Source organism: Marinomonas hwangdonensis (assembly GCF_003721245.1).
GTDB classification, from domain to species: Bacteria; Pseudomonadota; Gammaproteobacteria; order Pseudomonadales; family Marinomonadaceae; genus Marinomonas; species Marinomonas hwangdonensis.
In genome coordinates this window covers 74,941-88,538 of record NZ_RIZG01000005.1, presented here as the reverse complement: position 1 = coordinate 88,538, position 13,598 = coordinate 74,941, and the positions used below count along the sequence as shown (strand labels likewise).

12 protein-coding genes are annotated in these 13,598 nt (G+C 44.9%); 6 read left to right on the top strand and 6 right to left on the bottom strand.

Annotation, left to right across the window (positions count from 1 at the left end):
* Nucleotides 1–18: 18 nt before the first annotated feature.
* Nucleotides 19–669, top strand: a complete 651-nt coding sequence (locus EBI00_RS09835; RefSeq protein ID WP_123095756.1) for a DUF1826 domain-containing protein — start codon at nucleotides 19–21, stop codon at nucleotides 667–669.
* A gap of 106 nt (nucleotides 670–775) precedes the next feature.
* Here EBI00_RS09835 and EBI00_RS09830 read toward each other — a convergent pair whose 3' ends face one another.
* From EBI00_RS09830 to EBI00_RS09820, 3 genes are all read right to left on the bottom strand, one after another.
* Nucleotides 776–1,513: an SDR family NAD(P)-dependent oxidoreductase gene (locus tag EBI00_RS09830; protein ID WP_123095755.1), complete on the bottom strand. Its 738-nt coding sequence runs from the start codon at nucleotides 1,511–1,513 to the stop codon at nucleotides 776–778.
* A gap of 80 nt (nucleotides 1,514–1,593) precedes the next feature.
* Nucleotides 1,594–1,986, bottom strand: a complete 393-nt coding sequence (locus EBI00_RS09825; protein WP_174714917.1) for a thiol-disulfide oxidoreductase DCC family protein — start codon at nucleotides 1,984–1,986, stop codon at nucleotides 1,594–1,596.
* A 115-nt stretch (nucleotides 1,987–2,101) separates the two neighbouring features.
* Nucleotides 2,102–2,548 carry a DUF3429 domain-containing protein gene (locus tag EBI00_RS09820; protein WP_123095753.1) on the bottom strand — a complete coding sequence of 149 codons (447 nt, stop codon included), beginning with the start codon at nucleotides 2,546–2,548 and terminating at the stop codon, nucleotides 2,102–2,104.
* Nucleotides 2,549–2,808: 260 nt separating this feature from the next.
* Here EBI00_RS09820 and EBI00_RS09815 point away from each other — a divergent pair, with 260 nt between their 5' ends.
* Complete coding sequence (locus EBI00_RS09815; protein ID WP_123095752.1) at nucleotides 2,809–4,185, top strand: glycine--tRNA ligase; 1,377 nt, start codon at nucleotides 2,809–2,811, stop codon at nucleotides 4,183–4,185.
* Between the two features lie 170 nt (nucleotides 4,186–4,355).
* The gene (locus EBI00_RS09810; RefSeq protein ID WP_123095751.1) at nucleotides 4,356–5,063 is read left to right on the top strand and encodes an adenosylcobinamide amidohydrolase; all 708 of its coding nucleotides are present in this window, start codon (nucleotides 4,356–4,358) and stop codon (nucleotides 5,061–5,063) included.
* Nucleotides 5,064–5,310: 247 nt separating this feature from the next.
* Here EBI00_RS09810 and EBI00_RS09805 read toward each other — a convergent pair whose 3' ends face one another.
* Nucleotides 5,311–7,290 (bottom strand): ligand-gated channel protein, encoded by a 1,980-nt coding sequence (locus EBI00_RS09805; protein WP_123095899.1) that lies wholly within the window; start codon nucleotides 7,288–7,290, stop codon nucleotides 5,311–5,313.
* Between the two features lie 171 nt (nucleotides 7,291–7,461).
* Between EBI00_RS09805 and EBI00_RS09800 the strand changes: the two genes are divergently transcribed.
* The 3 genes from EBI00_RS09800 (at nucleotide 7,462) to ppnN (ending at nucleotide 10,722) form a co-directional block, all read left to right on the top strand.
* Complete coding sequence (locus EBI00_RS09800; RefSeq protein ID WP_123095750.1) at nucleotides 7,462–8,355, top strand: LysR family transcriptional regulator; 894 nt, start codon at nucleotides 7,462–7,464, stop codon at nucleotides 8,353–8,355.
* 118 nt (nucleotides 8,356–8,473) lie between these two features.
* The gene (locus tag EBI00_RS09795; RefSeq protein WP_123095749.1) at nucleotides 8,474–9,139 is read left to right on the top strand and encodes a glutathione S-transferase family protein; all 666 of its coding nucleotides are present in this window, start codon (nucleotides 8,474–8,476) and stop codon (nucleotides 9,137–9,139) included.
* A gap of 209 nt (nucleotides 9,140–9,348) precedes the next feature.
* Nucleotides 9,349–10,722, top strand: a complete 1,374-nt coding sequence (ppnN, locus tag EBI00_RS09790; RefSeq protein WP_277749206.1) for a nucleotide 5'-monophosphate nucleosidase PpnN — start codon at nucleotides 9,349–9,351, stop codon at nucleotides 10,720–10,722.
* 107 nt (nucleotides 10,723–10,829) lie between these two features.
* Here ppnN and glsB read toward each other — a convergent pair whose 3' ends face one another.
* Nucleotides 10,830–11,741 carry a glutaminase B gene (gene glsB / locus EBI00_RS09785; protein WP_123095748.1) on the bottom strand — a complete coding sequence of 304 codons (912 nt, stop codon included), beginning with the start codon at nucleotides 11,739–11,741 and terminating at the stop codon, nucleotides 10,830–10,832.
* A 134-nt stretch (nucleotides 11,742–11,875) separates the two neighbouring features.
* Nucleotides 11,876–13,555: a choice-of-anchor I family protein gene (locus tag EBI00_RS09780; protein ID WP_123095747.1), complete on the bottom strand. Its 1,680-nt coding sequence runs from the start codon at nucleotides 13,553–13,555 to the stop codon at nucleotides 11,876–11,878.
* Between the last annotated feature and the right edge of the window lie 43 nt (nucleotides 13,556–13,598).

Genomic DNA, 13,598 nt, shown 5'->3' with positions numbered 1-13,598 from the left:
GATTTATAGAGGAAGAAAATGGTGTATCAAGACAGTCTGGCGCGTTTCTCTGTCATGGGGGTGGCTAAGTCGCCCGATCAAGGTGTTTTAGCGGATATCTATCAAAACGGTATTGCGATGGCTATTTGGCAGCGTCCGTTGGGTGAATTGGCTGAGTATGTTGCTTCCTTGGTGACGTTAACCCCACAATTTTCTTTTCAAGCGCAAGGCGATACAGAAAAAACGCGGGCTTTGCTGAATCGGGTTTTGCCTGACGCCGCAGGAAAAGAGACGTTTATTGACGACGTCGTACTCTTAGTCGATATGTTTGCCTGTCTGTTTGATCTTAATGAAGTTGGTGTTCGACTCAATGTCTTGTCACGGACGATGTGTCCGCGTTTTCACGTGGATAAGATTCCCTGTCGCTTGGTTTCTACCTATCTTGGCAATGGCAGTGAGTGGCTGCATGATGCCCACGTAGACAGGCGCTTTGTAGGGCAAATCGATCGCTCAGCAGATCACAGCAGTGGATTGCGAAAAAATGGCCAGATTAATCGTCTTAAGGTAGGGGATGTCGCTGTGATGAAGGGCGATACTTGGCCGGCTTTAGAAGGGCGCGGGGTAGTGCATCGTTCACCAGCCGCCAATGCGGATAATATGCGAGTGTTTTTAAGTTTGGACATGGTTTAGGTGTGGACATGGTTTAAGTGAACAGACATTGGTCATGAAGACGCCAGTTAGCGCTTAAATCGCCTTTCGTTGTTAACGATTTAAGCGCTGCCAAAGTGTCGCTGTGTTACCAAGTAATGCTTTGGTTATTCCAATCTAGAAAAGCCGCTTTGTTGTCCATCGGGACCGTATCCATGATGTCTATTAATTGCGTGGCAACGTATTCTGGGGTGAAGAGTTTGCCATCAGGTACAGAGCGTTGAAAGGGTTTGGATAAGGGCGTGTCGGTTGTTCCTGGGTGGAAAGAGAAGAGTTTTACGTTTTTGGCTCTTCTGGCGTATTCAATCGCGCTAGTTTGTATCAGCATATTCAGCGCAGCCTTAGAGGCTCTGTAGCTGTACCAGCCACCGGCTTTGTTATCAGAAATACTGCCTACGCGAGCACTGAATAAAGCCACTTGAGTAGGGAGTTTACCCTGTAAAACAGGCAATAATTGACTTAGCCAAAGCATCGGAATCACGGTGTTAACATGGAAAATCGCTTCCAATTGGGATGCTCTTATTTCCTCAAGTTTTCTCTCTGGCATCATACTGTCGTTGTGCAATAGGCCATTGCAAATCATCACCTTGGTAATATTGCCGGCATAAGGCGCAAGACGCTGACAAACCTCACTGATGCTGCTTTCACTGTAGTCCGTCTCAAACCAATGGACCTTGTTCGACATCGCGCCGTCGGATTCCGCACTGCTTGGATGGCGGCGACTCACGGTGAGTACACCTGAACATAACGGATTGCTTTCGAACTGTTTGATCGCGGCTTGAGCAATGGTGCTGCTGGCGCCAATAATAAGAGCGTAAAATGACATGGCAAGTATCCTAATAGTAACGGGCGTTTACAACGCGATTGGCTGTGCTTTTTTGGGGCGATGAATCAGATCGCCAGTTCTTACAGGTCGCATCGGTCTTTTGTGCAGGTTTCACAGCGCGGTTTACCGCTAACAAAGGACGATATCTGGTGTCGGTAGCGCGCGAAAAATAAGTACGAGGCATCGGCAATGGGGCGTACCACAGGCCAGCGTAGTACCTGCATCCATTTGTGTTTACCAACCAATTTCCATGCTAAGCAAGTGACTTCTAAGCCTTTGATGATTTGGCCGTTGGCGAGTTGACCATGCAGCACTCGATCTGCTTCGATAGGGTCAATGTGAGGAAATTTTTGTCTGAAATCTTCCGCGTGAATGTCTTCAAGGGTTAATTTTTTCTGATTGTCTAATTTTCTCAAGGTGTCCATTTCTGCAGTGCACAGTGGACAAAATCCGTCGTAGAAAATGGTTAACATGATATATCACTCGCATAAGTATAAGACTTGTTAGGTTTATACGCAGCGAGCAGAAAACAAGATCATTGTTTGTGGTCTATATCGTGTGTTCTATGGCGCTGTGTTTATTGAATCTTTAATAATGCGGATACAGCATGAAAATATGCAAAACACAGACAATAGAGGTAATGACGAGTCGCATGTTGAGGTAAGTAGAATTAGGCGAGAGGATGAGTTTTAATGACCTTGCTTCTACCCAAAAAATGCTGATATAACCCAGTAAGAGTAGGGCAATCGCTAGGGTTGGGGTACCCAACAATAAGGCAAGCCAAGCAACCAAGGCAATAACATTGCTGGAGATAAGAAGGTATTTGACGGATTGACGGGATTCGTCATGAATCAGCTGGCCCCACAAGGCGCCGCCTAGAAAGCTCAGGATAATCGCGCTGTAGGTACTAAACAATTTATACGCCGAAACTCCCCAAAAATCATAATCGGCCCAGCTCAAATAGGTGGCTACCGCAAAGGGAATGACGCCAAGGGCACCCAATAGAGTGGTTATAGAGAGCTTGGGCGTTGGCATAAAGTGTCCTGAACTTAGATGAATACAATGTGTAAGAAATTCGTATGGTAGCTATTTTAATAGCAATGCCTTTATAAATGCCAGCCATATTCATGGCGAATATTTTCGTTTTGCAATGTTATGTTTCTGCCGCTGTACGATAATCGCCATTGAGCAGAATACGGTCAAAGAGTACAATGACGGATTAAAATCATTTGAGCATGATGCCTTTATGGTCGTTGTGCCTTTTCAAATCAATTTTGCTTAAGGTGTGTTTAGAAATGCCAGCTAAAACAATGGATGAACTCGTCTCCCTGTGTAAACGTCGCGGATTTATTTTCCAAGGCAGTGAAATCTACGGTGGTATGCAAGGTGCTTACGATTACGGTCCGTTGGGCGTGGAGCTAAAAAATAATCTTAAAGCCGCTTGGTGGCGTTCAATGGTGTACGAGCGTGACGATGTAGAAGGTTTGGATGCTGCGATTATCCAAAACAAACACGTCTACAAATATTCGGGCCATGAAGATACTTTTACTGATCCCATGGTCGATTGTCACGAATGTAAATCTCGTTTGCGTGCTGACCACATGAAAGACATCAAGGTCTGTGATAACTGTGGTTCGACCAATGTGACGGCGCCACGTGATTTTAACTTGATGTTCAAAACCAACGTCGGTCCAATGGTGAACGAAGAGTCTTACACTTACCTTCGTCCAGAAACCGCACAAGGTATTTTCACGAACTTCAAAAACGTGGTTGATTCGACTTCTCGCACTTTGCCATTTGGTATCGCGCAGATTGGTAAATCGTTCCGTAATGAAATCACACCGCGTAACTTCATCTTCCGTGTTCGTGAATTCGAACAAATGGAATTGGAATTCTTCTGTAAGCCAGGTGAAGATGAAAAATGGCACGAATTCTGGGTTGGCGCACGCAAACAATGGTGGTTGGATCAAGGTCTAGCAGAAGAAAACATTCAGTTTGAATATGTAACGGGTGATGACTTGGCTCATTACTCAAAATCGACTGTGGATATCTTGTACAAGTTTCCACATGGTTTTGAAGAATTGGAAGGTGTTGCGAACCGTACTGACTACGATCTAGGTTCACACACTAAAGCACAAGAAGAGTTCGGTCTTTCTGCGAAAGTGAAAAAGAACGAGCATTCAACGGCTAAGTTGGCGATTCGCGATCTTGAAGAAAACAAATGGGAAGTGCCTTTCTGTATCGAACCTTCTGCTGGTCTAGACCGCGGTCTATTGGCGGTAATGACAGAAGCCTACACAGAAGAAGAACTACCAAACGGCACTTCTCGTACTGTACTTAAGTTCAAACCGCACCTAGCGCCGATCAAAGTCGCTATCATGCCGCTTAAGAAAAACAAACCAGAAATCGTTGCCCTTGCTAAAGAATTGAAAAACAAGCTGCAGAAATTGGGTCTTGGTCGTATTCTTTATGAAAACACGGGTAACGTAGGTAAAGGCTACCGTCGTCATGACGAAGTTGGTACACCAATCTGTGTAACGGTCGATTTCGATTCCATCGAGAAAGAAGGCGCCCCAGTGACGGTTCGTGATCGTGACACTATGGAGCAAATCGTTGTGCCAGCTGCAGAACTTCCAGCGTACGTAATTAACTACTTCATCAACCAAAACTGATTACGAGGCAGGTTAAACGTTATGTGTTCTAAAAACGCTACCCATCGGTAGCGTTTTTTTTAGCTGCAGAAAGGAAAAATAGCAAATGACTGATGAGCCATTTTCACATCCGCTAGTTTTACATAACCTGCGACAAGAAATACGAATGCGATGCGTAAGGATTAATTTGTATGCCACTTGATAATGTCGCCCAATTTTCGTTCGAACATTTACCACAGCATGTTCACGTTAGATTTGAAAAGCCGTTTACTGTGGTCAGTTCAGCGGTGCTTAATGGCGGAATGGTTCAAGCCTCTCATATTGTAAATCGAAATGTCCCATTGACGATGGACTCACCAGAGCGTCCTGAAGAGTCTCTGGCCAGATACTGCTGTGATCATGGTTGGCAGGGGAAGGCAGTGGGAATGATGACCGCGGCCTCAATGGACTCTTTTGTGATGAAAGAGGAAACCCATCAAGGTGTCAGTATTGCGGTACTTGTGACAGCAGGGTTATCAAATGCACGCCGTGTGGGCGATCCCGCGGAGTATCGACAAATGTCTGATGAGCCAGACGAGCTAGGAACGATTAATATCATCGTTATAACGACCGCGACGCTGATACCCGCCGCCATGATTGAGTCAATATTGATAGTGACAGAAGCTAAAGTGGCAGCGTTACAGAAAGCGAATATTCTTAGCCCAATTTCCAATGAAGTTGCAACAGGAACAGGGACGGACTCCGTAGCAGTGGCCTCTGCTAACGAAGCCAGGCGAGTTGCGTTTTGTGGTAAGCATGTTTTATTTGGCGAAGTGCTTGGGCGCTTGGTTTTTGAAGCGGTTTTAGAATCGATACAATGGGAATTCTATGCTCAGAACAGCGTAGAGAGCATGGATTAATTGGTTGCAGTCAAGGCTAGCGCCGTCATGATGAAGTGGGTACGTCAATCTGTGTGACGTTTGATTTTGATTCTATTGAGAAAGAAGGCGCCCCAGCGATGGTTCTTGATCACCATACGATGGTGTAAATTGTGGTTTTTTACGCTGTAATTTGTTTATCAGTTAAATAACGCCAAAAAAAGACCGCAAGCTGAGTGCGGTCTTTGCGTGCGAATAAGGCATTAAGATGAAACAGAATACATTTCGTTTAGAACGTCATTTTTACTTTTGCGTTGTATCTTCGACCATCTAATACCGTATCGTAGTTTTCAGTATCGACTTTTTTATCTAGTAAGTTATAAATACCTGCATAGATGGAAATAGCCTCGTTGATGTTGTAGCTGATTCCTGTGTCAACGAAAGTGTAGGAGGGAAGTGCTTCTTGCATTGAGGTAGGATTTAGCCCCTCGCTCGACTCTCCACGATAGTGAACACGGGTCCAAGAGGTAAGTTTAGGTGTCACATCCAAGTTTAATGTCGTGTTGGCCATATGTTTTGGTAGGCGGTTTAAGGGTTTGCCAGCAAAATCGCCCGTTTTCTGTTCAGAATTGGTATAGGTGTAGTTTGCTGTTACTGAAACAGCGTTGTTGAATTCATGGGATAAAGTAAACTCAACGCCTTGCATTTCCACACGATCTACGTTGATACGCTCGCTGATAAAGCGGTAATTCTCGCCTTGATAAGTACAAGAAGCATTGCAAAGTCTTGTTTCGGTAATTTTATCTTTATAGTTTGTTTGGAAGACGGTTGCACTGATTTGAGTGCTGTGTTGGTTATCCCAGTAAAGACCTAGTTCATGACTTGTACTTTCTTCAGGTTTTAAATCTGAATTACCTAAAATGACAGCTGGAACTGACGAGCCTGATCCGCCAGTTACTTGTCCCCAACCATCTGTACCTTGACGCAGGTCTGGAGAGCGATAACCGGTACTGATACCACCTTTAAGTGTCCAATCCGGTGCAAAAGACCAGTTACTGTAGATGCGTGGTGATATGTTTGAGCCGTAATTTTCGTCTTCGTTGTAGCGTAATCCACCTGTGATAGAAAGATTGTCAGTCACAAAATATTCATCTTCTGCGTACAGTGATGCGTTCCAACGAGTTAATTCATTGATCCCACCAGAGATCTGGTTACCTTCATCTTTTAGATTTTGATACTCGTATTGTCCACCAAGAGTCAGTATATGATCATCGAACGGCAAGACCGTTTTGTTATTAAGTACAGTACTTTGATAATTCATATTGCGACTGGGGTTGTCTATTTCTTCGCGAGTTAAATACGTTTCGATTTGATTGTTATTTACGTGGACATTATGGCTGATCGCGTAATGTTCGCGATTATAGTTTGTGTCGCTGTTAGATGCTCTTGGTCCTGGCGAGACAGATTTACCAATGCTTCTTGTTCGGTTTTGCGTTTCTTTACCAGCTTCAAATATTATATTTTGATTTTCTGACATAGCCCAAGAGAGTTTCGCTGTGCCATTTGTAATTTCTTGGTCGGCATAGCCGTCGACAATACTATCTTCGTCTCGCTGTGAAATCTGTCCATAAAGTTGCAAGCCAAGTTTATCTTCTATTAAAGGACCACTCAGCATCAGATCTGCTTGTTGGCTGTCTCCTGATGTCGAGTTGTCTTGAACGGTGGTGCTTAACGATAGCTCGCCGCCCCATTTCTCTTGTACTTTTTTGGTGATGATATTAATAACACCGCCAAGGGCATCGGACCCATACAATGAGGACATTGGGCCTCGAATAACTTCAATGCGTTCAATAGCAGACAGAGGTGGCGTCCAGCCTTGCTCGATACCTGGGCCATCGCTATTGGGTCTTGTTTCACGAGAACCTTGGCGTTTTCCATCCACTAAGATAAGAGTATATTTTCCACTCATACCACGCATAGTAATATCTTTTGTTGAGCCACCGCCCGTTATCATAACACCGGGGACATCTTTTAAAGCGTCGGTCACATCTCGATAAGCCTTTTTTTCAAGCTCTTGTTGAGTCACTACTGTGATAGATGCGGGTGCATCTGTTATTTGTTGGTCATAACCCGAGGCGGTGATGACCATTTTATCAAGACGAAGAGCTTCTTGGGTTGCCCCATCTTCGGCCATCAATTGAGTGGAGGCCGACATACCGATTAGTGTCGCTAATAGAGTGAGTTTGTAATGCTGTGGTGAAGGGGCCATGGTGAACATTTTCTCCTTAGTTATTTGCGCTCGTATTTTGTATTATAGAAAAGTGAACTGTATTGATAATATTTATCATTCGTATTATCGGGTAATATGGCAATAATTGGGTGGTACGCCGTGTTTCTATTTTTGCAACATGCCTATCTCAGGCTAGGTTAGGAGAGTGTGATGTACGATCTGAATGAGCTTCAGGCGTTTGTGTCGGTAATGAAAACAGGTAGTTTAAGGAAAAGCGCTCATAAGTTGGGGGTGTCTAAGTCGACGTTAAGTCGACGAATTAGCCATCTAGAAGGGGCTGTTAATCAACCCTTGTTAAGACGCCAAGCGAATCAATTACTGGCCAATGAGCCAGGTATTAAATTTTTACCTTATGCTGAGGCAATATTAAAAACGGCTTTAGAAGGGCAGCTTGCTATAGAGGAGCTCAAAGAAGAGGTGTCTGGGAGCATTACCTTGTATGTACACGATGCTTTGGTCAGAGGTTGGTTTTCTGGCTTAATGTTTGCTTTTTTAGAGCGCTACCCTAATATCAATATGTCATTAAAAACGGGTCATGGGGTAAGCCAAGGTTCTGAGATAAATGACTTAAGTATCTGGTTAGGAGAGCCAACAGACGACCGTTTACGCGCTGAGAAGATCGGCTGCTTGTCTAATGGTGTGTACGCAAGCCCTGATTATTTAAGTTTGGTCGGAGGGCTACAGTGCTCTGATGACTTGAATTCCTGTCAATGGGTGGATCTGCTCAACAGTCATGATGAAGAGATAAGTTTGCACCATGCTATTGATGGTATCGTCCGTTTTCGTTTGCCCGCTTCACGCTTGGTTGTTGACCAACATACTTTGCAAGCGGATGCTGTGGTAAAAGGCAAAGGGGTGGGCGTATTATCCAACTTTATGGTAGCTAAACGTTTGGAGCATCACCCTGGTGTGTTGGTTCGCTGTTTAGACGGTTGGCAGGCGGATGCTACGCCAGTGTATCTACAATATCCGTTTGGTCATTTACCTAAGAAATTGCAAGTACTGATCCAATACCTCAGAGAAGAAGGGAAGGTGTTTTTCTGATTCGGCGTGTATAAGTCATCTAGTTATTACTTATCTGCGTATGAAAGATCTGACCTTTGTTTGTACTCTTTGTTCGTACTCTAGCATCGGCTTTTATTCACATTGAAGGAGGAAAATTATGATCACGGTTCACCATTTAGAAAGTTCAAGGTCGCAGCGTATTTTATGGATGCTAGAAGAGCTGGGGTTAGAGTACAAGATTATTGAATATCAGCGTGACCCGGATACATCGGCGGCCCCCGAGTCATTGAAAGCCATCCATCCACTGGGTAAAGCCCCTATCATTACGGATGGTGAGGTCACTGTTGCCGAGTCTGGAGCGATTATTGAGTACTTGTTAGACCAATACGATACAGAACAACACTTTAAGCCTTCAGGTGGTCAAGCTTTGTTGGACTATCGTTACTGGTTACACTTCGCTGAGGGGTCTTTGATGCCCTTGCTGGTGATGAAGTTGGTGATGATGAAGGTGGCTAAAAGCCCAATGCCATTTTTTGTAAAACCCATAGCAAAGGCATTGAGTAACAAAATTCAGCAAAAATTTATTGCACCGCGTATCAAACCGCAAATGGCGATGATAGAGGAAACCCTAGCGAATCGTACTTGGTTTACTGGAGAGCATTTTACTGCGGCTGATGTGCAAATGAGTTTTCCACTTCAAGCTTCCAGCTCACGCATAGACCTTTCACAATACCCTAATATTGGCCGTTATATTCGCCAAGTTGAAGCGCGAGAAGGCTATCAACAAGCCATTAAGAAAGGTGGCCCCTTGTCTCCTTTGTAATCCAGCCCCTTGTTTTACGATGCTTCTTTTTGTTTTTCGTTAACGTCAAGCCTAAGTTTGCTGTCAGTCAGTGCTTGATTAACGACGTCAGCATGCCCACTATAACAAAGACGACTTGAGATACTTTATTTCTCAGGATACAAATGGGTTTTTGTCACGACACCGACAAAGACTTCGACAAGAGACACTACTAAGTAAGGAGGGCGATCATGTTGTACGAAGATCGCATTGATGCGTTAGTGGCACCTAAGGGTGCGTTGGAAATGTTATCTCAAGATGAGATCGCTCGCTTATCCGAAGAATCGGGTCCGCTTCATGATTTGTTTCATCGTTGTGCTTTGGCCATTTTAAACTGTGGCAGTGATTCTGACGACCCTCAGGCGGCGATGGAAGAGTTTAGTGATTTTGATATTCGTATTGTTCAGCAAGAGCGTGGTGTAAAGCTGCAGCTTAAAAATGCGCCAAGCAGTGCGTTTGTTGACGGTAAAATGATTAGCAGTGTGCGGGAAATGCTCTTTAGTGTATTGCGCGATATCATTTTTACCCAACATGAGTACCTTTTAGAGCGTGGACTGGAAAACGCCAGTTCAGAAAAGCTGACCAACGTGGTGTTTGAATTGCTTCGTAATGCCGACGTGTTTCGTCGAATCAAACATCCAGACATGGTCGTTTGTTGGGGAGGGCATTCGATAGCCCGCCACGAATATGATTACACTAAGCGTGTTGGTCATGAGTTAGGCCTGCGTGAGCTCAATATTTGCACGGGCTGCGGACCGGGAGCGATGAAAGGGCCAATGAAAGGCGCGGCTATTGCGCACGCCAAGCAACGGATTAAGAATGGTGTGTATTTGGGGTTAACAGAACCCGGCATTATTGCGGCAGAATCTCCGAACCCTATCGTCAATCAGTTGGTGATATTGCCAGACATTGAAAAACGCTTAGAGGCGTTTGTGCGTGTTGGTCATGGCATAGTGGTGTTTCCTGGAGGCGCTGGCACCGCTGAAGAAATTTTATATATCTTAGGCATTCTGTTGCATCCTAAAAATGCCGATGTTCCTTTTCCTTTGGTGTTTACAGGACCAAAAGAAAGTGCCGAGTATTTTGAACAGATTCATGCTTTTATCGGTGATGTGCTCGGTGTGGAAGCGCAAGCCAAGTACCGTATTATTATCGAAGATGAAGTAGAAGTGGCGAGAATCATTAAACAAGGAATGGAAGAGGTTCGCCAATACCGTCGGGATCACCAAGACGCTTTTTATTACAACTGGAAGTTACACATACCAGAAGAATTTCAATATCCGTTTGAACCTACCCATGACAATGTCCGTGAGTTGAATTTGCACTTTAACCAAGCCACGCATTTGTTGGCGGCGGATCTTCGCCGTGCCTTTTCTTCTATTGTCGCGGGCAATGTCAAGGCACAAGGAGTCGCTTATATCAAAGAGTTTGGACCCTTCGAGATTCATGGTGACAAGGCGTTATTGGCTAAGCTCGATACCTTGTTGCAGGCGTTTGTGCGTCAGCAGCGGATGAAACTACCAGGCAGTGCGTATGTGCCTTGTTATAGAGTCATCACGGATTGAGTTCACATGGGTTAACTGGCTAAGAGTGATGAAAATAAGTGTGACTAAAAAGGGCTTTCATAAGCCCTTTTTTGTTTGCTGGGGTTGGTGTGCTCACCTATGACAGGCTAGCCAAAAATGGACCAGCCGATGCTTTCAGACAAGGCTTCCAGAGCGGCCATGCCAGCCAGTGAGTTGCCAGATTTATTCAATTCTGGTGACCAAACACAGACGGAAAATCGATTGGGGACAATCGCGACAATACCACCACCAACGCCACTTTTACCTGGCAGCCCAACACGATAGGCAAAATTGCCTGCCTCATCGTACAAGCCGCTGGTGGCCAACAGACCGTTAACCTGCATCGTCTCTTTGGGTGACAGTACTTGCTCCCCTGTGTGCTGACAGAAGCCCCTATTCGCTAAAAAGCTAAAGGCTTTGGCCAGATCCACACAGCTCATCCGCATGGCGCAGTTATCGAAGTAATTGTGCAGTACGGTTTCGACATCATTTTCAAAATTCCCGAAGGCTTTCATTAAATACGCCATAGACGCGTTACGGGAGCGAAATTCGTATTCTGAATCGGAGACTATTTTGTCTGAACGTAATTCTGGATTATTGGCTAGGCGGCGTATAAATTCTCGCATCGCATAATGGGGGGAGGCAAAACGTGACTGATTCATGTCGCAGATAACAAGGGCGCCTGCGTTGATGAACGGATTGCGAGGCACACCGGCTTCGTACTCCAATTGCACGAGAGAGTTAAAAGGGTTACCGGATGGTTCGCGCCCTACACGTTGCCACATGCTGTCGCCATAGTGCTTGATCGCCAAGGTTAAGCTAAATACTTTTGAAATACTTTGAATGGAAAACTCAGTGTTGGCCTGCCCAGAGTAATAAAGCTCCCCATCATTGCTGTAAATGGCGATGCCAAACTGGTTTGGGTCTACATTTGCCAGTGCGGGAATGTAGTCCGCTACTTTACCTAAACCGATTAATGGTTTTACTTTTTGTTCTATTGAATGCAGTAAATCTTCCACATCACTCTCATTAAACAGGGTTAAAGGGGGCGCCTAGTATAGAGAAAGTCGTTAGGAAACCCCAGTGGAATTTGGTTTGCTGTCGATCATAAAAAAGCCCCCAAATAGGGGGCTGGCAGTGTTGTAATAAAGGGTTATTTTTTGGGTGAAATACCGTAAACAGATGTGGTTCCACTGACTTCATTACCAACAATTAATAAGGCTTGGCCTGTTGGGCTGTCGTTTTTTGAGACAAAGCTCATGCCCTCTGGACCAAGATCTCCAGCGGCTGAGGTTTCTACTTTTTCGCTGAAGTTGCGACTGGTTAAATATTGTACGAACTGGCTTTTTGCCGGTGTGGTGATGTCGTAAACCATGATGCCGCCAACACGTTCTAGACCAATGAATGCATAGGTACGGCCATCGATTTGACCGAGAGTGAGCGCTTCTGGTTCTGGTCCTTTGTCATCACTGCGGCCGTCTTCTTTATTTGAGTCGTTTGAAGCATTAAAGCCATTTTTACCTAGTTTCTCGGCGGTAATACGTTCAAAATCGCTACCACTATCAAACACTTGCTCGCCCGTTTCGCCGCTCCAGATAGAGAATGAGCGTGCACCGTAGCCGTATAGTTGAGTAAAGGTGCAGTTGGTTGGTGCGCCTTTGACTAGCTCACAATCTTTCGCGCCTAACGTACTGGTCATTTTCATACGACCAAGGTTGTTGTCGTCCTCTAATTTACCTTCAATGCTATGCTGTAGAGAGCTGGTGAGCGCAAGACGGCTGTTTAGTTCGGCAAGGTCCTTGACTCGGTATTCCTCGCTGAAACCTTTGTAATCTCTTGAGTCGCCTTCATTGGCGGAAACGATATAGGTGCTGCCTGAAACGCTATAGGATGCGATGCTATCAGGCATGTATAAGCCCAATACTGGCCAGTTTTTTAGCTGAATGGTGTTATCTTTATCGCTTATGTCAAGCTCGTTGCCAGGTTGGTTGTAGTCCTTTGTACCCAATGCCCAAATGGTTTCTACCGATTTTTGCTTGAGGTCAATTTTCGCAATGCCGTTATTTTCTTGTAAGGACACAAAAGCATAGCGATTATCTTCGGATACGGTAACGTACTCTGGTTCTAAATCTTGAGCGACACTGGCATTTGGGCCAAAAATACGCAAACCTGCTGGGCGTTCTGCAGCTCGTGGGCCACCATTATTGAAGTCACGGAATGAAACGTTAGTGACGTCTTTTTGACTTAATGTATTGATGTCACTTGGAAGCGAGATAATGCTTACGCTGCCTTCAGGGTCGATCGTGTATTCATCGTTTGGCTCGCCTTCATTGGCAATAACAACCTGCTTACCATCATGAGTAAAGGTCACCATATCCGGTAAAGCGCCTACCTTGACGGCTGTGATGAATTCATGGCCATCAACTTTATAAAAAGCGATGTATCCCATGTCTTGTTTTACTTTGGCTTCAATAGCAACGGCCATTATGCCATCATGAACGCTGACACTATTGGCCGCGCCGAGCACGATTCCAGTTAAATTCGTGACGTCCTTACTAACATCCAATGTCGTTATTTTGGTGGGAGATGCGGGATTTTTCATCGATAAAACGTCTATTTCCCCCGAGTTTGCGTTCACCACAAAAGTTTCTTGTGTGCTTGCATCATACGCCACAATTTCAGCCGCACTTGCATCAAATACACCAGATTCATAACGTCCTAAAAAGCTGAGCTCGATAGAAGACGTCGCGGACGGAGCGTCTGAATGAGTTGTGGTGCAGCCGCTGAGCAAGACAACGGTGGCGCATAATGGTAATGCAATCGGTAAACGCATGGTAATCTCTCCAGAAGGGTAAAATTTGAGGAACTACACTAAC

Bases quoted from the DNA above. Each gene is read 5' to 3' on its own strand.
- EBI00_RS09810 (WP_123095751.1), top strand. From the start codon at position 4,356: ATGCCACTTGATAATGTCGCCCAATTTTCGTTCGAACATTTACCACAG.
- EBI00_RS09825 (WP_174714917.1), bottom strand. From the start codon at position 1,986: ATGTTAACCATTTTCTACGACGGATTTTGTCCACTGTGCACTGCAGAA.
- ppnN (WP_277749206.1), top strand. From the start codon at position 9,349: ATGTTGTACGAAGATCGCATTGATGCGTTAGTGGCACCTAAGGGTGCG.
- EBI00_RS09795 (WP_123095749.1), top strand. From the start codon at position 8,474: ATGATCACGGTTCACCATTTAGAAAGTTCAAGGTCGCAGCGTATTTTA.
- EBI00_RS09820 (WP_123095753.1), bottom strand. From the start codon at position 2,548: ATGCCAACGCCCAAGCTCTCTATAACCACTCTATTGGGTGCCCTTGGC.
- EBI00_RS09835 (WP_123095756.1), top strand. From the start codon at position 19: ATGGTGTATCAAGACAGTCTGGCGCGTTTCTCTGTCATGGGGGTGGCT.
- EBI00_RS09830 (WP_123095755.1), bottom strand. From the start codon at position 1,513: ATGTCATTTTACGCTCTTATTATTGGCGCCAGCAGCACCATTGCTCAA.
- EBI00_RS09805 (WP_123095899.1), bottom strand. From the start codon at position 7,290: ATGGCCCCTTCACCACAGCATTACAAACTCACTCTATTAGCGACACTA.
- EBI00_RS09780 (WP_123095747.1), bottom strand. From the start codon at position 13,555: ATGCGTTTACCGATTGCATTACCATTATGCGCCACCGTTGTCTTGCTC.
- EBI00_RS09800 (WP_123095750.1), top strand. From the start codon at position 7,462: ATGTACGATCTGAATGAGCTTCAGGCGTTTGTGTCGGTAATGAAAACA.
- EBI00_RS09815 (WP_123095752.1), top strand. From the start codon at position 2,809: ATGCCAGCTAAAACAATGGATGAACTCGTCTCCCTGTGTAAACGTCGC.